Here is a 19487-nt window from a genome sequence, read left to right as displayed (position 1 = left end):
GTTATCCAGTGACTCTCGTCAGTGAAGCCCGAACCGTAGTGGGGGTTGCACACCCTCGGGACGCGCTGTCTCCCGAGGCCACCCCTTGCGCGGTTCCAGTCCCGACGAACGGCGCCGCTTCGGCAGAGTCGTTGTGTCTCAGCGGTGGTGGGCTGCACGAGCCGGCCAAGGGCTTGGCAAGGACCCGCACATCGTTGCGGGCCCTTGCCAAGCGGCGTATCGCCGATCTGCACGTCGAGGTCTGCGTCGGTCCTTGGTCTCTCGGATGGTTCGGAGACGCCGACGGACGGCGTTTGATGCGGGCCCCGAGCCGGGCACCCCGCAGTATCAACAAAGCGCAGCCGGCCTGCAGGACCGGCGAAGTTAGGAAGCGATGACCACCCGGCTTATTGACAACTTCGACGGCGTGCTCGCGGACCTCGACGGTGTCGTATACACCGGTCCGAGCGCGATCGACGGCGCCACCGAGGCGCTCGACAAGCTGGCGGGCGAGGGCAAGAGCCTCGCATACGTGACCAACAACGCGTCGCGGTCATCCGAAGAGGTTGCGGCCCACCTGCGGGAACTGGGCGCGCCTGCGACCGCCGAGCAGGTGTTCGGATCTGCTCTGGCGGGAGCAGAGCTGCTGGCCCGCCAGGTGCCCGCGGGTGCAACCGTGCTCGTGGTCGGCAGTCAGGTGCTCGCCGACTCCGTCGAGAAGCAGGGACTCGTCGTCATCTCCGCATCCGACGGTCAGCCCGACGCTGTCATCCAGGGGTTCGCCCCCAGCCTCGGCTGGAAAGATCTCGCCGAGGCCTCCTACGCGATCCAAGCGGGTGCGCTCTGGGTCGCGACGAACTTGGACATGACCCTTCCGCAGGAGCGCGGGTTCGCACCCGGCAACGGGGCCCTGGTTGCCGCGATCGCCACCGCTACCGGCAAGTCTCCCCTGGCAGCAGGGAAACCAGAACCGGCCCTCTTCGAGACGGCGGCGCGCCACTCCGGTGTCGAGCGCCCCCTCGTCGTCGGCGACCGGCTGGACACCGACATCCTGGGCGGCAATCGGGCAGGTATGGACACAGTTCTCGTCCTGACCGGCGTGGATTCGCCCCAGACGGCCCTGACAGCCCGAGTCGACGAGCGACCCAAGTACATGATCCGGTCCCTGGGCGAACTCTACGAGGAATACCCGCAGGCCACCGCCGACAACGGCGCCTACTCCTGTGGCGATGCAGTGGCCCGGGTGTCGGGCTCGAAGCTGAGCATCAATGGCCGCGAAGACGACCTCAACAGCTGGCGCGCCGCCTGTGCAGCCTGGTGGGCAGCACACCCGGAGAAGACACCGGACGTCGCGCCGGAGATCGTTTTCACGGCCGCCTGACCGGGCGTCGTCCATACGAAGAATCTTTGAGAGCTACGCGTAGGTCAGAGCCCCCACCGGTGGCTCTGGCCTCGCTGACATATCCGGTTGCGCTGCCGGTGGAAAAGCGTTCTGCGATAACAACAATCGAAAGGCTGCTGCATGACGAACACGGGTAGGACCGGGACGGCACAAATCGGGGTGACCGGCCTGGCGGTGATGGGCTCCAACATCGCCCGCAACTTCGCCCGGCACGGCTACACCGTGGCCCTGCACAACCGCTCGGTGGCCAAGACCGACGCCCTGCTGGCCGAACACGGCTCCGAAGGCACCTTCGTACGCAGCGAAACCATCGCCGAATTCCTCGACGCCCTGGAAAAACCCCGCCGCGTGCTGATCATGGTCAAAGCCGGCGACCCCACCGACGCGGTGATCAACGAACTCGCCGACGCCATGGAACCCGGCGACATCATCATCGACGGCGGCAACGCCCTCTACACCGACACCATCCGCCGCGAAAAAGCCATCCGCGAACGCGGCCTGCACTTCGTCGGCGCCGGCATCTCCGGCGGCGAAGAAGGCGCCCTCAACGGCCCCTCGATCATGCCCGGCGGCCCCGCCGAGTCCTACACCTCCCTGGGCCCGCTGCTCGAAGAGATCTCCGCCCACGTCGACGGCGTGCCGTGCTGCACCCACATCGGCCCCGACGGCGCCGGACACTTCGTCAAGATGGTGCACAACGGCATCGAATACTCCGACATGCAACTCATCGGCGAGGCCTACCAACTGCTACGCGACGGCCTGGGCCTGACCGCCCCCGAAATCGCCGACGTGTTCGCCGACTGGAACACCGGCGAACTCGACAGCTACCTCGTCGAGATCACCGCCGAAGTCCTGCGCCAGACCGACGCCAAGACCGGCAAACCACTGGTCGACCTCATCGTCGACGAGGCCGAGCAGAAGGGCACCGGCCGCTGGACCGTCAAATCCGCCCTCGACCTGGGCGTCCCCGTCACCGGCATCGCCGAAGCCGTCTTCGCCCGCGCCCTGTCCGGCTCCGTCCCCCAACGTCGCGCCGCGGCAGGCCTGGCCTCCGGTGAACTCGGCGCAAAGCCAAGCGATGCCAAGCAGTTCATCGAAGACGTCCGCAAGGCGCTGTACGCCTCGAAGATCATCGCCTACGCCCAGGGCTTCAACCAGATCCAGGCCGGCAGCGCCGAATACGGATGGAACATCACCCCCGGCGACCTGGCCACCATCTGGCGCGGCGGCTGCATCATCCGGGCCAAATTCCTCAACCGCATCAAAGAAGCCTTCGACGCCCAACCCGACCTGGCCACCCTCATCGCCGCCCCCTACTTCCGCGACGCCGTGGAATCCGGCGTCGACGGCTGGCGCCGCGTCGTGGTCACCGCCACCCAACTGGGCATCCCCGTCCCCGGGTTCTCCTCGTCACTGTCCTACTACGACGCCCTGCGCACCGAACGCCTGCCCGCAGCCCTGACCCAAGGCCTGCGCGACTTCTTCGGCGCCCACACCTACGGCCGCACCGACGCCGAACCCGCAGCACGCTTCCACACCCTCTGGAGCGCAGACCGCACCGAAATCGAGGCATAGAGACCGGGCCGCTGGCAATGTGACAACGCCAGGTGGGGGGCCCTGAGACAGCGGAACTCCCAGTTATGGATGGACTGTCCTGCACGACATCATTCCAGCTGGGGGTTCCGCTGTCGGCTTTTGTACGGCGTCCGCAAATCGGTGGCCGCGACGTTGCGTTCAGGCGCCTTCGGGCGAGACGAATAGCGATGCAGCGGACCGGAACTCGTTGGTTGGTAGACCTACTGCCAGAGTAAGACTTTCAGGGCGATTGATGCCCCATGCGTGGCCGGCACGGTTGCATTCGGTCGGCTCACTCTTCCGACGCGCGGACCAAATCGGCCTTGCTGCAATGTGCTTCGTGCAGCAAGGCCGATTCAGTGAACGCCTGGGATACCCAAGATCGGGCTTGGCTTCAGCACCACCATCACCCAGCACTGCCCGTCCTGGACAGTGCTGGGGCGACGATCGGTGATTAGCGCATCTGCCCCGCGCCGATGTACGGGAAGGGGCTCTTCAGCAGCTTGCCTTCGGCGAACCGGGACAGGCGGAAGTCCTCGGCCGGGATGTCGGCGTCGGAGCTGGTGCCGTCCACAACCAGGTCGGCGATGAGCTTGCCGACCGCGGGGGCGATCTTGAATCCGTGACCGGAGAAGCCAGCGGCGACAATCAGGCCGTCGACGTCGGTCTTCGAGATCGCGGGGTTGAAGTCCGGGGTCACGTCGTAGCAACCGGCGTAGGTCGATGCGATCGACGGGTTCTCCAGGCCGGGGAACCGGGTGCCGATCTTGTCGACCGTGAGGTCGATGAAGTCGTCGTCGGCGCGGTTGAGGTAGTTGTCAGGGTCGGCCGGCTCCAGAACGTCGAGCGCGGAGTTACCGAACAGGATCTGGCCGTCGGAGCCTTCGGGACGCACGTACTGCAGCGACACCAGGTCGGAGAACACCGGAACCTTGCCGAGGTCCTGGCCCGGATCGAGGAGCACGATCTGCTCGCGGTGCACCGTGATGGGCAGGTCGATGCCGTGCTGAGCCAGCAGCGCGACCGACCAGGGGCCGGCCGCCAGGACGACCGTGTTGGCCGAGACGACGCTGCCGTCGGTCAGGCGCACGCCGGTGGCCTTGCCGTTCTCGACGATGATCTCGCTGACCGTGGTGCTCTGGCGCAGGCGGACGCCCTTGCGACGAGCAGCAGCAGCGAAGCCCTGCGCGGTCTGGTAGGCGTCACCGTATCCACCACGCTCTTCCCACGCGAACGCGGCGAAGGGCTCCAGGTCGGCAACCGGCCACAGCTTGGCGACCTCGGACTTGTCGATGTCCTCGGTGCGCACGCCGACGGCGCGCTGGGCGGCCATCGAGTCCTTGATGGCCTGGACGTTCTGCTCTCCCACGCCAACCACGTAGCCGGTCTGGTGGAAGCCGACATCCTCACCGAGGATCTCTTCGGCGTTCTCGAAGAGTTCGAGGCTGCGGGTCGCCATGGCGGCCAGCGAACTGACGCCGTAGTGGCAGCGCACGACGCCGGAGGACTTCCCCGTGCCGCCCGAGCCGACGGTGTCGCGCTCCAGGATCGTGACATCGGTGATGCCGCGCTGGGCCAGCGACCAGGCTGCGGAACAGCCTTCCAAACCGCCGCCCACGATTACGACGTCGGCCGTGGTGGGAGTTTCAGACATGATGATGACTTTCTGCCAGTGGTGTGTTGGGTTGGATGCGGTCAGGGCTGCGGTACGGACTCAACGGGTGTGAGGGGTTATAGTCGGCGGGCGAACATACGATCGAGCACACGATCGCGCGTTGCCCTCCGCCAACCCACGGGACGAGTTGGCGGATGACGCTTTCCAGAAGGACACGGTGATCAACGCCATGTCGCTTCCCTTCGCGCAGCGGTAGTACTGTGAGTTAACAAAATCCACCGTGAGTGGATTGGAGTTAACGCTACTATTGTTTCGCGGAAATAAACAGTATCTAATGGAGGGAAATCTTCCTTCGAGCTCGCTTTTTTGCGAGCGGCCCAGATTCCGCGGTCACGCGCACCCGCCGCCACGCCGGTCGGGCCCGCTTCCCCCCACCAATCTGCCCTGCTAGCGCGGATTTTGCCGGATTCGCGTGTGTTGCTGAGGTTTCCGGCCGCTTCTCCCGCTCCGGCCGGCGTCCGGGAGATCCCACTCAATGGCCTACACAAACGGGTAGATCAAACCACCCGGATTGGCGTTCCTTGTCGTCGCTATTGGCGCGACTCTGGATGGATGTAAGGCCCCGACTTCTGGAGGAGGAGACGAAATTATGACCGTCATGACCGAACCCACCTCGGAAGTACACCGGCACGCCCTTGTCAGTGATGGCGCTAAAGAAGACTGCCCAGAGATGCTAAGCGAAATTGCCCAGTTGGCTTGAGTGGCTAAGGTTAGCAGGTTCGTCGTTGCAGGGGAACGATTGTGCCGTCGCCGGGGGTGCTGGGGCGGGCAGCTTCTGGAGTGGTCAGCAAAGCGACGATGGTGATGGGTTCGCCGCAATGCGGGCAGGAACGGGTGGCGGCCGGCTGTGGGGCGGGTGGCCGGGCCTCGGTGACGGTGGCGGCGGTGTCGCTGTGTTTGCGTTGCTCCCAGGCGTGTTTGCGGCAGCGGTCTGAGCAGTAGATCTTGGTCGGTGTGGTGGCGGTGAATTCGGTCCAGCAGGCTTGGCAGGAACGGGTCTCAGCTGACATGGGCGGCGACCGCCTTACGCATCGTTTCGGCGGTGGCTTGGTGGTTGCGCAGCCGGTAGCTGGGTCCGTCGATACCGACCACGGTGGCGCGGTGCAGTAGCCTGTCCAACATGGCGGCTGCGACGGTGGCGTCTCCGAAAGCGGTTGCCCAGTCAGCGATCCCAACATTGGTTGTCAGAATCGTACTCGACTTCAGATACCGTTGGTTGATCACCTGGAACAACGCGGATGCCCCATCGCCGGGCAGCGGAAGGTAGCCAAGTTCGTCAATCACCAACAGTTTCGGTCCGGCGAAGAACCGCATGCAGGTGTGCCAGCGGCCTTCCAGGGCGGCTTTGTGGCAGCGGGCCGCCAGGTCGGCGGCGGTGGTGAAATACACCCGGTGGCCGGCCTCGACCGCGCCGCGGGCCAACGCGACGGCCAGCATGGTCTTGCCGACCCGGGTGGGCCGACGAACAGCACGTTGGCCGCGTCGTCGAGGAAGCGCAGACTGGCCAGGTCGTTGATCAGTTTGGCGTCGACCCCGGGCTGGGCGGCGAAATCGAAATCGGCCATGGTCCAGGGTTCGGGCAGACAGGCGAACCGCAACCGTGAGGTCAGCCGGCGGGCTTCGGTGGCGTTGACCTCGATCTCCAACAGCCGCTCCAAAGCGGCGGTCAGGGACAGGTTTTCGGCGCGGGCGGCATCGAGGATGCGGGGTAGCGCTTCGGCTGCGTCGCCGAGTTTCAGATAGGACAGATGTGCCCGGAGTTGTTGGTATCGGCGGGCTTCGCTCATCTGTGGGACGGTTTTGCTCAAGGGGTTACTCCTGGTTCTGTTCGGTTGGATGGTGTTGGGGAACAACGGATAGCCGTGCTGCGGTCGCCGCATAGACGGCCAGATCGATCACTACCTTCTGGCGGGATCGTTCGCCGGGGCACCACGCAGCCGCGCGGCCTCGGCAACGGCGGCCACCGAGGGCGGTCGCCGGGTCTTATGAGTGCAAGGCCTGGCCGTCGAGAACCCGATAGCACTGCCTGTTCGAGCGCGACGACGTGACCGGCATCGCGCACCACCGCGCCGCTGCCGTCGACCGCGCGGCGGTGCGCGGCAACAACGGCTCCCGATGCCGTGGTCAATTGCACGGTGTCAGAGCCCAGGCGGTGGGTGACGGTCACCGTGGCCCGGCCAGCCCGGCGGCACCGAGTACTGATTGCCCCGCCAGGACACCAACGCTTGTGGAGTGACGATGCGGTGTTCGGTCAACTCGGCCGGATACGAACCCGTCGGCAGTGACCGTAGTGGTTCGGCATCGGCCAGGGCGCCGACGGTGGTGGCCTGCCCGTCGCGGCGCCGGCGGCGCCCGTCGAGCTTCACGCACAGCCGGTCCAGCGACGCCTGGGCTTGCTCGATCGTGGTGTCGTCGGTGACGGTGCGCCACCAGCGTTGGGCGGCAGCGTGATTGGACTTCTCCACCACACCCTTGCGGTTGCCCCGTCGTGGCGGGCACACATCGACGGCGACAGCGTAGTGTTTGGCCACCCCGGCGAACGCCGCGGTGATCCGGCCCGATTCGGGATGACATACCGTGGCCATCCGGTCGAACCGCCACCGCTGGGTGACCCCACCCAACCGGATGCTGACCGCCTCGATCGCTTCCACGACGTGCGCGAAGTCCTCGGCCGGGCCAGCGCCCGCGCCAGCGGCTCGAATGGGCCAACGCCCCGACCAGCAGGTGGGCATGCCGGTCAGCCGCCCACGATGCTGGTGGATCGGGCAGCTCGACCCAGTCCCACTGAGTCTCGACCCCGGGCGGATGATCGATGACCGCGACGTCGCGGCCCTTGACCGACTGACACGGCTCGCAATGCGGTCGCAGCCCCAGGTTTCGGATTGCCAGGGTCAGCGACGGATACGAGCCGGTAAAACCTAGCTCGACGAGTTCGTCGAACAGGGTTGAGGCCCACAGGTGCGGATCGTCAGCCAGGCGGATCCGGCAGTACTCGACGAACGGATCGATCACCAGCGGTTCAGAGCGTTGGCGTTGCCCGGGTACTCGTTCCCCAGCCAGATAGGCCCGAACGGTTCGGCGATTGATCCCGAGATGGCGAGCGATCGCCGATATCGACCAACCCTGCTCCCGAAGCGCATGCGCTTCCACATCACCCTCCAGCGACAGCAAACGACGGCCCTCCCATTCATCAGCGGAAACACAACTCCGCTGACGATGAGCAGAACCCCGACAAGCAGTCCGACGACACGCCGAACCACCGCTGCCAACTGGGCACTTTCAATTAGCGAGACTGAGCACTTTCACTTAGCGCCATCATCAGAACGGCCTCTGCGGCCCCCAGGGCGACCCGGCTGACCACGTTCGGCGCGGACCATCGGATCGTGCGCTGCGGGGCCTGGACGGCCCCTCGGGACACGTCAATCGCCCGAATCGACGACATGCTCTCGCGCAGCGACATCGTCAAGCTGAGCGATGACGACCTGACCTGGCTGCGTCCGGGCGATCGCCCGGGCGACGCGATCCGCTGGTTGATGTCTCGGGGGCCGGCGATCCTGATCGTCACCCATCGCGACACAGCAGCAACGGGCTACATCCGAGGCGGATCCGTGCGCGTGCGCGGGCATCGGGCCGCGGTCACCGATCGGGCCGAGTGGGAGGACGCCTTCGTGGCCGGGTTGCTACAGGCACTGAGGACCCGCGACCTGCTGGACCGCGGGGCGGATCGGAGTCTGCGATCGGTCGGCCTGGATGACCTTCGAGGAATCCTGCATGACGCGAATGTCCATGCGGCACAGGCCATCACCTCGGCCGTCGCACGTTAGACGCGCCGCGTCAGGGGTTCCTAAACGTGTGAATCCGGGAAGGTGATCACCGATAGGAAACTGATGGGCATCTGAATCAGGTCCACGGGCCCGTGCGTACCTTCGCCGTCGATCAACAGCGAGTCGCCGGGGTGCAACCGGTACACCGAGCGGCTGTGGCTGTAATCCATCACGCCTTCGAGCATGTAGATGAATTCGGTACCCGGGTGTTGAAACAGCGGATAGGTGCGGCTCTTGCCCGTCAGCGTCACGTGCAGGCATTCCAGCCGCTTGTGCTCGCCGCGCAGCGAGCCCAGCAGCTGATACTCGTGCCCTTCGCGCGTGCCGTCCCGCGCGATACGTGCGCCGGTGCCGGCTTCGACGAATGCGGCAGGCCGTGCCATGTCCGAACCGCGGAACAGCGACGTCACGGGCACATCCAGGCCTTTGGCAAGCAGCGACAGCGTCGACAGACTGCACGAGGTCTGGGCATTTTCGATCTTGGACAGCATCGCTTTCGAGATGCCCACCGTGGCAGCCATTTCGCCGAGGGTCAGCCCCTGCTGCTGGCGCAGCTGCCGGACATTCCTGGCAATAGCCGTCTCGAGTTCGAGTTCCTCGATCGACTCGTCCGGACCGCGATCCCTCGCGATGCCCGAGACGTTACGCAAAAGCGGGGCTTCGGTCACCAGTTCACTGTAGTTTCTGGGACTACCGCCGCGGTAAAGCTGGTACGCACGCGTCTATCCCCTCATCGCCGACGGCACAGGTTAGGGGCGACAAGGGATCGTGCAGCATAGTTCGGGAAACTTCCGTCAAGACGGCGCCAGGCGCTGCCGACAAATGCTCCCCCTGCGAAACGCACCGGCCCCGGAGAACTCGCCCCACCATCTCCGGATCCGCTCAATTGCGTTCCACCGCAACCATATTCATAGATCACGTTCGCGACGCGAGGCGAGGCGAGCGCCGAAGGCGGTGGTTTCACCGTCCGGGATTCCGGACGGTGAAACCACCAAACCTTGCTTGACTCAGTAGGCCGTTCCCGGGATCCACGAGGTCCCGGCGAGCGGGATGCGAGACATCGCCGCAGCCTCGACCGTCAAGGCCACCATGTCCTCGGGCTCCAGGTGGTTGACGTGAGCCTTACCGCAAGCGCGTGCGACGACCTGGAGTTCCATGGTCAGCACCCGCAGGTAATTCGCCAACCGGCGCCCACCCTCGACGGGGTCGAAGCGGGCGGCCAGCTCGGGATCCTGCGTGCTGATGCCCGTCGGATCCTTCCCGTCCTGGAAGTCGTCGTAGAAACCGGCAGCACTGCCCAGCTTCTCGTACTCAGCGGCGTACCGAGGATCGTTGTCGCCGAGGGCGATCAACGCAGCGGTTCCGATCGCCACCGCGTCGGCGCCCAGCGCCAACGCCTTGGCCACGTCGGCACCGTTGCGGATGCCGCCGGAGACGATGAGCTGCACCTTGCGGTGCATGCCCAGCTCCTGCAGCGCCCGCACTGCCAGCGGAATCGCGGCCAGCGTAGGAATACCGATGTGCTCGATGAACACTTCCTGGGTTGCCGCGGTACCGCCCTGCATGCCGTCGACGACGACCACATCGGCACCGGCAGCGACGGCCAGCTTCACGTCGTAGTACGTGCGGGTAGCACCCACCTTGACGTAGATCGGCTTTTCCCAGTCGGTGATCTCACGGATTTCCGCGATCTTGATGGCCAGGTCATCCGGGCCGGTCCAGTCGGGATGCCGCGACGCCGAACGCTGGTCGATACCCTGCGGGAGGGTACGCATGCCGGCAACACGCTCGGAGATCTTCTGACCCAGCAGCATGCCGCCGCCACCCGGCTTGGCGCCCTGTCCGAGCACGACCTCGATGGCGTCCGCTTTACGCAGATCATCGGGGTTCATGCCGTAGCGCGACGGGAGGTACTGGTACACCAGGTGCTTCGACTGACCCCGCTCTTCCGGAGTCATACCACCGTCACCAGTCGTGGTGGAGGTGCCCACCGCGCTGGCGCCACGGCCCAGGGCCTCCTTGGCACGTCCGGACAGCGCACCGAAGCTCATGCCTGCGATGGTGATCGGAATGTCAAGCTGCAGCGGGTATTTCGCGAACCGGTCGCCCAGCACAATGTTGGTGGAGCACTTCTCGCGGTAGCCCTCGAGGGGGTAACGCGAAACCGACGCGCCAAGGAACAGCAGGTCGTCGAAGTGCGGCAGCTTGCGCTTGGCGCCCCAGCCACGGATGTCGTAGATACCCGTGTTGGCGGCCTGTTGGATGGCGGCGATGGTGGTCCGGTCAAAGGTGGCGGACTCACGCAGGCCGAGCCTGGCCCGGTCGTCGTCTGTTTGACTCATCAGTATGCTCCGGCGTTGTCGACTTTGAAGTGGTAGAGGTTGCGGGCAGACCCGTACCGCGTGTAGGAGGCAGTGTCGTCATCCTCGAACCCTGCCGCCTTGAGCAACTTGGCGAGCTCCTCGTGGTGCTCGGCCCGCATCTCCTTGGCGATACAGTCGGCGCCCAGTGATGCGGCGTTGCCGCGCAGGTAGATTCGCGTCTCGTAGATCGAGTCACCGAGCGCTTCACCCGCGTCGCCGCGGATGACCAGGCGGCCGGCCTGCGCCATGAAGGCACTCATGTGGCCGACGCTGCCGCCCACCACGATGTCGACGCCCTTCATCGAGATACCGCACCGTGCCGAGGCGTTGCCCTCGATCACGAGCAGGCCTCCGTGCGCGGTCGCACCCGCGGACTGAGAGGCGTTGCCCTTGACCCACACGGTGCCGCTCATCATGTTCTCGGCGACACCGGTGCCGGCGTTTCCGTTGATGGTGATCTCGGCCTGCTGGTTCATACCCGCGCCGTAGTAGCCCAGGTGTCCGTCAACCGTGATCTTCACCGGTGCATTGACACCAACCGCGACGTTGTGCGCCCCGGCCGGGTTCTTGATGAGGAACTCGCCGGACAGATCCGCTGCATGCAGGGCGGTGTTGACCTCCCGCAGCGGCGTCTTCTCCAGGTCGAATGTCAACGGCTCCATGCGTACACCACCTCGGGCTCCGGTTCCCAGATCTTTGCGTTCTCGACACCCGGCAGATGTGCCAGGGCGCGGTACTCGCTCGCCATCGCGACCCAGTCGGGGGTCTCGGCGATCACGGCAGGCTTGCACGAGATCGCGTCGCGCACGACTGCGAACGAGTCATGGTTCGACACCAGCAGGGTGTAGAACCCGTCGAAGGTTGCGCACAGTTCCTTCAGCGCGGTTTCGACGTCACGACCCTGGGCGAGCTGGTGTGCCACGAAACGGGCGCCCACCTCGGTGTCGTTCTCGCTGTCGAAGGTCACGCCTTCGCGGCGCAGATCCCGGCGCACGGTGGCGTGGTTCGAGAACGAGCCGTTGTGCACCAGGCACTGACCGGTGCCCACCGCGTAGGGGTGGCAGCCGGCCGGGGTGACCGCGGACTCGGTGGCCATGCGGGTATGCCCCACACCCTGCCAACCCTGAGCCTTCGGCAAGCCCCATGCCTCCGCGAGGGTCCGCGGAGCTCCGACGCCCTTGAGCACGGCGAGGTCGGAGCCGAAGCCGACGACCAGCGCGTTGGGGAGGGCCTCGCGAGCAGCGGCGAGCAGCGCGTCGGAGTCGATCGCAGCGGTCAACAGGTAGGTCGCATCGAGGATGCGCACGTTGACGGCGACGCCCGCCTTTTCACTGACGGCAGCCGCAACCTCGTCAGCCGGGGCGTCAATCTCCAGCAGCGACACGGCGCCCTGTCCGGCGGGCGTCCAGTTGGGGTCGCCGTAGACGGCCACACCCGCTGAATCCATTCCGCGGTCGGACATTTCGCACAACATCCCGGTGAGCAGTTCGCCCAGCCTCGGATACAGTTCGGGGTTGCGCAGATGCAGCCCCACAATTCCGCACATTGTTGGTCTCCCTTCTTAAAATGCCGTCAGGTACTGATCGATTTCCCAGGAACTAACCTGGCTGTGGTACGCGAAAAACTCATCGCGCTTGAGGTTCGTGAAGTACTCGGCCACACCATCACCGGCTGCGTTGAGAACCTCCATCATCACCGGGTCGGACTCCAGCGTCTCCACGGCGTGAATCAGCGTCGCGGGCAGCGCGGGGCGGTGGGTAGCCTGCGCCCCCAGCTCGCCCGGGTCCACCTTGTTGGCGACACCGTAAAGGCCAGCACCGATCGCGGCCGCGGCCGCGAGGTACGGGTTGGCCGATCCGCAACCGCCGCGCAGCTCGATGCGCTGGTTGTCGGGGATGCGGATGTAGTGGGTGCGGTCGTTGCCACCGAAGGTGGGGCTGTTCGGCGCCCAGGACGAACCCGATGTCACCGCAACCGCACGAGTGCGCTTGTAAGAGTTCACGGTCGGCGCGATAACAGCCTGCAGGGCACTCGCGTGTTCCAGGATGCCGCCGATGAAGTGGTAGGCGGTCTCCGACAGACCGAGGCCACGGGGATCCTCGTCGGTCGGGAACACCGGGGTGCCGCCGCTGGTCAGCGAGATGTGGAAGTGCAGACCGCTGCCGGTGCGGTCCGAGAACGGCTTCGGCATGAAGGTGGCGATCATGCCGCGTTCTTCGGCGCTCATCGCCAGCAGGTAGCGCAGCGTCACGACGCGGTCGGCGGTGACGAGAGCTTCGGCGTACTGGAAGTTCTGTTCGAACTGCCCGTTGCCGTCTTCGTGGTCGTTGGCGTAGTTGGACCAGCCGAGCTGGTTCATCGCCTTGGAGATGCCCGAGAGGTGGTCGTACATACGGGTCAGGCCACGCACGTCGTAACAGGGGTTCGCGGCCAGGTCGTTCTTGTCCGCGGTGTGCAGCGTGCCATCAGCGTCGCGGTTGAGCAGGTAGTACTCGACCTCAGCGCCCATCCACGGCTCGAAGCCGGCTTCGGCGGCGCGCTTGATCATGGCCTTGAGGATGTTGCGGGGGGCGTACGGCCACAGCTTGCCTTCGACGTAAACGTCGCAGTGGACCAGCGCCAGCCCTTCCTTGACGAAGGGGATCGGGGTGAACGACACCGGATCGGGAACGGCGATCAGATCGGGGTCTTTAGGCTCCTGCCCCATGGCCCCGGCGGCGTAACCGGCGAAGCCGACGCCTTCCTTGGTAAGTTCGTCGATGGCTTCGACCGGTACCAGCTTGGCACAGGGCTTCCCTCGCAAGTCAACAAACATTGCGAGAATGAACTTCGTTCCTGACTGTTCAGCCAGGGTAGCAAGTTCGAGGTCAGGGGACATATTTATGCACCTTGTCTCGTGGTAGGAATCTTCGTATACCGCTAGTAAACACCCGCCGAAACGTTTGAGCAAGAGCGTTGGGCAAGGGAATTTCTCCGCCGCCCGCCGGAGCTCCAAGCGCGGGGGATTCGGCGGGTGGCCGGCCACCGTTTGATATACGTGGGCGCCTGCCAGTCTACGGGGAGCACAGCGCCCGCCGGCCCGACGTAGACGGGCCTGACCTTGGGTTTAGCCACAATCACCGGACCCGCCGGTCGCCGGTGACACAACGACCCGCGAGGCCCGCCGGAGGCCGCCCGCCCACCGGCTCGAATCGCGTCGCCAGACCCCTCCCGACGGACCCCATCGAGCGTCGCCAGCAAACAATGTGCAGCCCGTGACGGCCGCCGGCTGGGACCACCTCGAGAGTTCTGATATGAGTGGATCATATTGTGCACCAACGCTTATCGCGTCAGAAGCGAGTCGAGGACGGCCCAGCGGGGGTCGGTTTCCGTCGGTGACGCAGGCTGGCACGCGGCGTAACTGTCACCAATTTGCTTGGTGGACAACATGATTCGATTATCACAAGATCGCGATTGGCGGATTACGGCATCCCGCTGCGCCGCGACTGGGCACTGATCCACCCTCGGGCGGTGTGCCTTGGGACACAGCCGCGCATGGATGTGCCCCGCGCCACAGTGTGGGCTGTCGCACAGCTTCATTGATCATGCACCACAGCGCATCTCGACTCAACCGGACCCGGTATGCCGGGACGCGGCCGGACTGCGGCGCACAGCGCGGTCGGAGCCGCCGTTCACACTCCTCGCGACTGTACTTCCTGCACGACTTTCCGGTCACCACCGTCGATCTTGGTTAACCAGCCGACGGGGTTACGGATGAACTCCGCGGTCCTGACCGAGTCCGGCTGGGCCCGCCCGGCGGCGGGCCCGCCCACGACGCCGAGGCGGCGCTGCAGAGCCTTCGGATGATCCCAAGCGACACACCGTTGCCGTGCCTGCGGAGAAATGCCGGAGTTTTACCCGCAGATACGGTTGTTCGGCCTGACGGGGCTCGTTAGGCTGGCGCCGTGCCGTACATCCGGATCCGTGAAGCAGCCGAGCTGCTCGGGGTCAGCGACGACACCGTGCGGCGCTGGATCGATGACGGCGCATTGACCGCCGAACTCGACGCGTCTGGCCGCAAGGTGCTCGATGGCGCCGCCCTTGCGGCGTTCGCGCGCGCCAATGCCAGTGCGGCACCTAAAGATCCGTTGGGCATCGGGAGCTCGGCACGTAACAGATTCGCCGGGCTGGTCACCGACGTCATCGTCGACGGCGTGATGGCCCAGGTGGAGATCCAGTGCGGGCCGCTGACGGTGGTGTCGCTCATGAGCAGCCAGTCGGTACGTGAACTCGGGCTCGAGCCCGGCAGCGTGGCAGTCGCGGTGGTCAAGGCCACCACCGTGATCGTGGAAACCCCGAAAGGAATCTCATGACCCGTGTGCGTGCCCTGGCCGTCGCCGGCGTGCTGGCACTGGCGGTGGCCACCGCCTGCCAGTCCAACTCCGCCTCGTCGCCGAGCTCGTCCGCATCGGGCGATGCCATCACGGTGTTCGCCGCGGCGTCGCTGAAGTCGGCGTTCACCGACATCGCCGACCAGTACAAGACCGACAACCCTGGCTCCTCCGTGGAGTTCTCCTTCGCGGGGTCCTCGGACCTGGTCACGCAGCTCACCCAGGGCGCCACCGCGGACGTGTTCGCCTCGGCCGACACGCGCAACATGGACAAGGCCGCCCAGGCGGGCCTGCTCGCAGGCAACCCCGTCAACTTCGCCACCAACACGCTGACCATCGCGGTAGCGCCGGGAAACCCCAAGGGCATCACGTCATTTCGCGATCTGACCAAACCCGGGGTCAGCGTGGTGGTGTGCGCCCCGCCGGTGCCGTGCGGCGGGGCGACACAGAAGGTCGAGCAGTCCATGGGTGTCACGCTGGCGCCCGTCAGTGAGGAGTCGTCCGTGACCGACGTGCTCAACAAGGTCACCACGGGCCAAGCCGATGCGGGCGTCGTCTATGTCACCGACGCCGCCGGCGCGGGCGACAAGGTGACCGCTGTGTCGTTCCCCGAAGCCGCTCAGGCCGTCAACACCTACCCGATCGCGGTGCTCAAGCAGTCGAAGCACAGCGCGGCGGCCCAACGCTTCGTCGACCTGGTCACGGGTGAGGCCGGACAAAAGGCACTTGCCAAAGCCGGGTTCGCCAAACCCTGAGTTCAGGATGTCGGCGGCGCCGCTGCCGGGGGCGCGTTGGGTGGCGGCCCGGCCGGCGGTGGCCGCTTCGCGGCCGCTGACCGGGCGGCCAGCGCTCCGGCGACCGACGTCGTGGCGATGGTGATGAGCGCGCCGAGCATCATCGCCGACCCCTCGCCCGGCTTCAGCAGATGCTGTTCGGTGCCCAGCGTCGCGGCGGCCACCGGAACCCCGAGTTGAGCGGCGGAGAACACCGCGAGCGGCAACGGCTGGCCCGTCAACCGGCCTGCGGCGTGGGCCAGCACGGCACCGAAACCCAGACCGGCGCCGAGCACGATGAGCGCGGGATTCTGACCGAGCTCGCGGACCTGCAGTGATGCACCCAGCCAGACGAAGAACAGCGGGCCGAAGAACCCGTCGGTGATGCCGAAGAGTTGCCGGGCCAGCCGGCGTGGCTCGCCGATGGCCGAGATGACCAGGCCGAGCGCGAATCCTGCCAGCATGATCGAGACGTGCGTGGCGATGGCCACGGCGGCGAGGGTGAACAGCAGGATCAGGCTGATCCGCAGTTCGAGGGCGAACTGGTGGTCCTCGGAATAGTGGTGCAGACGTTTGCGGTAGCCGGCCCGGTCTCCGGCGCGCAGAAGCAGAAACAGCACGACGGCGCAGCCGGCGATGGCGAGCGCCCCCAGTGCCGCCCGAGGGGCCCGCTGGATGTCGATCACCAAGGGCAGCAACACAATCGATGCGGCGTCGGCGATGGCGATCTGTGCAGTTACCGACAGCACCTGCGGGCCCCGCAACCGCAGCGCGTCGATCACCGGCAGGGCCAACGCCGCCGACGACGACGCCATCAGCACGGCATACATGAGCGCGTGGCCGGTGCCGAACGACCGGGACAGCACCACACCGAGGACCGCGGCCACCGCGCCCACCAACACCGCGCGGGCCAGTGCCTTGGGAATCGCACTGTGCAGCGCGGTATCTCGCACGGGGACGTGGGTGCCGACGACAAACATCACCAACGCGAAGCCGATGTTGGCAAGCAGTGAGAACGTCGGATCGGCGTGGTCGATGATGCCGAATCCGGTTCTGCCGAAGATGATCCCGGCTCCCAGCTCGCCGATGACCACCGGGATCCGCAGCCGCGGCACGGCCGCCAGCGCCGGGCCGATGAGCCCGATAACGACGATCAGGGCGAGCGTGCCGAAGCCGATCCCCGCCATGTCAGCGCGTCACGATTGCCACGAGACCAGGCGGCACGGGATCCCGGTGTTCTCATCGGTGAGGTAGCTCGCACACACCCGGTGATAGCCGTCGGCCACCTGCAGCGGCGTGCCTTTGCGACCGTCGCCGCGCACCAACAGGATCGGCGACAGCTTCTTGCCGCCGCTGATCTTGAACAGGTCGGCGCGGACATGAGCGTTGGTCTCCGGCAGCAGCGCCAGTCCCGCCGCACGCAGAATGTCCTTGGCCTTACGGGTGACGGGCGGCGCCTTCTTCAGCGCCGCCACCGTCTTGTCGACTGCGTCGGACTCGGCCAGCAGCGACAGGTAGTCCGCGGCCGCGTCGAAATCATGATCTTCGGGCTTGTCGAGCCATTTCACCGCCATGGCCCGATACGTTACTTATCCGCTGATCCAGTTGCCGTGGAATCCGTAGGGAACACGCTGCGGCAGCGCGATTTTCGCCACGGGCTTCCCAGCAAAGTCACAGGCATCGAGGATCACCAGATCACTGCCGTCGCGCTCGGGATCGTAGACGTAACCGAGGTACCACCCGTTGCTCTCGTCGGCCGGGCCGGCGCCGGGCACGAACACCGCCTCGCCGGGGCCGCCGGACCCCAGGTCGTGGCGCACCGCGGTGCCCGTGGCCAGGTCGTAGCGGATCCAGCCGTTGGAGCCGACCGCCACGGAGTAGCGCGCATCGAGGCCTGCGAGCCGGTCGTCGATGCGCGGGAACTCGACGCCGGCATCGTCGAGTTGCCGCTCGGCGACAGTCCCGGCGCTCAGGTCGATGCGCCATTCCCACAGCACACCCTCGGCGTCGAACCCGCCGTTGTCCCGCCATAGTTCTGGATACCGAACTGCCTGCAGCACAATTGAATTGCCCGATTCGTAGGCATTGGCCACATGGAAGACGTAGCACGGGTCGATGTCGAACCAGCGGATCGGTGCGGTGGGGTCGTCGCGGCGCATCACGCCGAAGCGGGCACCGTAGTCGTCGCTCCACCGATAGGGCATGTCGCCCTCGCCCTTGATGGCGACGTCGAGGTCGAACACCACCGGTAGGTCCATGAAGACGACGTGCCCGGAGGTCATCGCGAAATCGTGCATCATGGTGTGCGCCTTGACATCCACGGGCTGGTTCACGGTCAGTTCGCCTGCGGCGTCGGCCCGGTGGTAGGTGACGTAGGGCTCGAAGATGCTGCCGTAGCCGAAGAAATGCAGTTCGCCCGTGGTGGGGCAGATCTTCGGGTGCGCTGTCATCGAATCGACGAGCTTGCCGCCGAAGTCGTAGGCACCCAACGTTTCCAGCTCATTGGTGATCTCGTACGGCAGCGAGCTCTCCACCAGGGCGAGGGTCCGGCCGGCGTGGTTGACCACATGGGTGTTGGCGACCGCGGCCCGAAGGTTGCGGCTGCCGTCGGCGTTGTAGAGCGGAAAGTCCTCGATGAAGCTGTCGGTGCGCACCCAGCGGTTGCGATACCACTTGGCGGCGCCGTCTTCGATGCGGACGCCGTGGATCATCCCGTCACCGGTGAACCAGTGCGCGGTCGCCTGGCGCGGATTGGGTCCGTTGCGCAGATACCAGCCGTCCAGGTCGGGCGGGATGGCGCCTTCGACGGGCAGGTCGTATTCGGTGAGTTCGTCCGCGACGGGCGCGTAGTTGCCGCGCCGGAAAAAGTCGGTTTCGCCGATGGGCAGGGCTGAGGTCATGCCATCTACGGTGACATTCCACTTCTGACATGTCAATAGTGGACGATAAGCTGTCGGCATGAGTTTGCGAATGGCCGCGCTCGGGCTCTTGGCGCAGCACCCCGGCAGTGGATACGACCTGCTCAGACGGTTCGAGAAGTCGATGGCCAACGTGTGGCCGGCCACCCAGAGCCAGCTCTACGGCGAGCTCAACAAGCTGGCCACGGCAGGCCTGATCGAGGTGTCCGAGATCGGTCCGCGCGGCCGCAAGGAGTACCGGGTCACCGCGGCAGGCCGCGACGAACTCATGCGATGGATCCGCAATCCGGCCGACGACCCGCCCGAGCGCAGCGCCGAACTGCTGCGGGTCTTCCTGCTCGGCGAACTGCCTTCCGACCAGGCCCGCGAGCACCTGCTGGCGCTGGCCGACCACTCCACCGCGGAGATCGAACGACTGAAAGAGCTCGAGGCGTCGATCCCCTGCATCGAGGACGATCCGTTCGGGCATGCGGCACTGGTCTATGGCCTGCGTTTCAACGCCATGCAGGTGCAGTGGGCGAAGTGGGTGGTCACCCGCCTCGACGAACGCGGCTAAATCGACCGTTGCATCGCGATAGCTTCCGATATATCGTTAATGTATCGGAAGC

General features: G+C 65.8%; 17 protein-coding genes and 2 pseudogenes. 6 read left to right on the top strand and 13 right to left on the bottom strand.

All coding sequences use genetic code 11. The annotated features are described in order from the left end of the window. The first annotated feature begins 373 nt into the window (after positions 1-373). Together BTO20_RS03295 and gndA are read left to right on the top strand one after the other, a co-directional pair. Positions 374-1360: an HAD-IIA family hydrolase gene (locus BTO20_RS03295; protein WP_232491026.1), complete on the top strand. Its 987-nt coding sequence runs from the start codon at positions 374-376 to the stop codon at positions 1358-1360. Positions 1361-1501: 141 nt separating this feature from the next. Next, complete coding sequence (gene gndA, locus BTO20_RS03290) at positions 1502-2956, top strand: NADP-dependent phosphogluconate dehydrogenase (RefSeq protein ID WP_087073354.1); 1455 nt, start codon at positions 1502-1504, stop codon at positions 2954-2956. 454 nt (positions 2957-3410) lie between these two features. Here the strand turns inward: gndA and BTO20_RS03285 are convergent, their stop codons facing one another. The 5 genes and pseudogenes from BTO20_RS03285 to BTO20_RS40200 all read right to left on the bottom strand — a co-directional run. After that, positions 3411-4610, bottom strand: a complete 1200-nt coding sequence (locus tag BTO20_RS03285) for an NAD(P)/FAD-dependent oxidoreductase (protein WP_087073352.1) — start codon at positions 4608-4610, stop codon at positions 3411-3413. Between the two features lie 731 nt (positions 4611-5341). After that, the gene (locus BTO20_RS03280; protein WP_087072533.1) at positions 5342-5641 is read right to left on the bottom strand and encodes a hypothetical protein; all 300 of its coding nucleotides are present in this window, start codon (positions 5639-5641) and stop codon (positions 5342-5344) included. Further along, positions 5631-6418 (bottom strand): annotated as a pseudogene (istB, locus tag BTO20_RS03275) (IS21-like element helper ATPase IstB). The gene BTO20_RS03280 and the pseudogene istB overlap by 11 nt, the downstream one beginning before the upstream one ends. A 351-nt stretch (positions 6419-6769) precedes the next feature. Next, positions 6770-7282, bottom strand: a complete 513-nt coding sequence (locus BTO20_RS40205) for a hypothetical protein (RefSeq protein WP_232491330.1) — start codon at positions 7280-7282, stop codon at positions 6770-6772. 436 nt (positions 7283-7718) lie between these two features. Next, positions 7719-7781: pseudogene (locus BTO20_RS40200) on the bottom strand (hypothetical protein); the annotation flags it as partial. A 290-nt stretch (positions 7782-8071) separates the two neighbouring features. Between BTO20_RS40200 and BTO20_RS03265 the strand changes: the two are divergent. Beyond that, the gene (locus tag BTO20_RS03265; protein ID WP_087073350.1) at positions 8072-8455 is read left to right on the top strand and encodes a carbohydrate kinase family protein; all 384 of its coding nucleotides are present in this window, start codon (positions 8072-8074) and stop codon (positions 8453-8455) included. Positions 8456-8475: 20 nt separating this feature from the next. On the opposite strand, the gene BTO20_RS03260 is transcribed toward BTO20_RS03265, so the two are convergent. From BTO20_RS03260 to glnT, 5 genes are all read right to left on the bottom strand, one after another. After that, on the bottom strand, positions 8476-9123 hold the full coding sequence (locus BTO20_RS03260) for a helix-turn-helix domain-containing protein (RefSeq protein ID WP_198344241.1): 648 nt from the start codon (positions 9121-9123) through the stop codon (positions 8476-8478). Between the two features lie 339 nt (positions 9124-9462). Next, on the bottom strand, positions 9463-10797 hold the full coding sequence (locus BTO20_RS03255; protein WP_087073346.1) for an FMN-binding glutamate synthase family protein: 1335 nt from the start codon (positions 10795-10797) through the stop codon (positions 9463-9465). After that, positions 10797-11480: a GltB/FmdC/FwdC-like GXGXG domain-containing protein gene (locus tag BTO20_RS03250; protein ID WP_087073344.1), complete on the bottom strand. Its 684-nt coding sequence runs from the start codon at positions 11478-11480 to the stop codon at positions 10797-10799. Before BTO20_RS03250 ends, BTO20_RS03255 begins: the two co-directional genes overlap by 1 nt. Then, positions 11468-12364, bottom strand: coding sequence for a class II glutamine amidotransferase domain-containing protein (locus BTO20_RS03245; RefSeq protein WP_087073342.1), 897 nt, complete (start codon positions 12362-12364; stop codon positions 11468-11470). The genes BTO20_RS03250 and BTO20_RS03245 overlap by 13 nt, the downstream gene beginning before the upstream one ends. Before the next feature lie 15 nt (positions 12365-12379). Further along, on the bottom strand, positions 12380-13696 hold the full coding sequence (glnT, locus tag BTO20_RS03240) for a type III glutamate--ammonia ligase (protein WP_087073340.1): 1317 nt from the start codon (positions 13694-13696) through the stop codon (positions 12380-12382). Between the two features lie 1066 nt (positions 13697-14762). Between glnT and BTO20_RS03235 the strand changes: the two genes are divergently transcribed. Together BTO20_RS03235 and modA are read left to right on the top strand one after the other, a co-directional pair. Further along, positions 14763-15170 carry a TOBE domain-containing protein gene (locus tag BTO20_RS03235; RefSeq protein ID WP_087073338.1) on the top strand — a complete coding sequence of 136 codons (408 nt, stop codon included), beginning with the start codon at positions 14763-14765 and terminating at the stop codon, positions 15168-15170. Next, on the top strand, positions 15167-15943 hold the full coding sequence (modA, locus tag BTO20_RS03230) for a molybdate ABC transporter substrate-binding protein (RefSeq protein WP_087073336.1): 777 nt from the start codon (positions 15167-15169) through the stop codon (positions 15941-15943). The genes BTO20_RS03235 and modA overlap by 4 nt, the downstream gene beginning before the upstream one ends. A 2-nt stretch (positions 15944-15945) precedes the next feature. Here modA and BTO20_RS03225 read toward each other — a convergent pair whose 3' ends face one another. The 3 genes from BTO20_RS03225 to BTO20_RS03215 are packed head-to-tail and all read right to left on the bottom strand — an operon-like array spanning position 15946 to position 18861. After that, positions 15946-17148: a cation:proton antiporter gene (locus BTO20_RS03225; RefSeq protein ID WP_087073334.1), complete on the bottom strand. Its 1203-nt coding sequence runs from the start codon at positions 17146-17148 to the stop codon at positions 15946-15948. A gap of 9 nt (positions 17149-17157) precedes the next feature. After that, the gene (locus BTO20_RS03220) at positions 17158-17535 is read right to left on the bottom strand and encodes a hypothetical protein (protein ID WP_087073331.1); all 378 of its coding nucleotides are present in this window, start codon (positions 17533-17535) and stop codon (positions 17158-17160) included. Between the two features lie 15 nt (positions 17536-17550). After that, positions 17551-18861 (bottom strand): carotenoid oxygenase family protein, encoded by a 1311-nt coding sequence (locus BTO20_RS03215; protein ID WP_087073329.1) that lies wholly within the window; start codon positions 18859-18861, stop codon positions 17551-17553. A gap of 58 nt (positions 18862-18919) precedes the next feature. On the opposite strand from BTO20_RS03215, the gene BTO20_RS03210 reads away from it, so the two are divergent. Next, entirely contained in the window at positions 18920-19435 is a 516-nt protein-coding gene (locus BTO20_RS03210; protein WP_087073327.1) for a PadR family transcriptional regulator, read from the top strand. Positions 19436-19487 lie beyond the last annotated feature (52 nt).

It is taken from the genome of Mycobacterium dioxanotrophicus (assembly GCF_002157835.1).
Classification (GTDB): Bacteria; Actinomycetota; Actinomycetes; order Mycobacteriales; family Mycobacteriaceae; genus Mycobacterium; species Mycobacterium dioxanotrophicus.
This window is presented reverse-complemented; position numbering and strand designations above follow the sequence as displayed.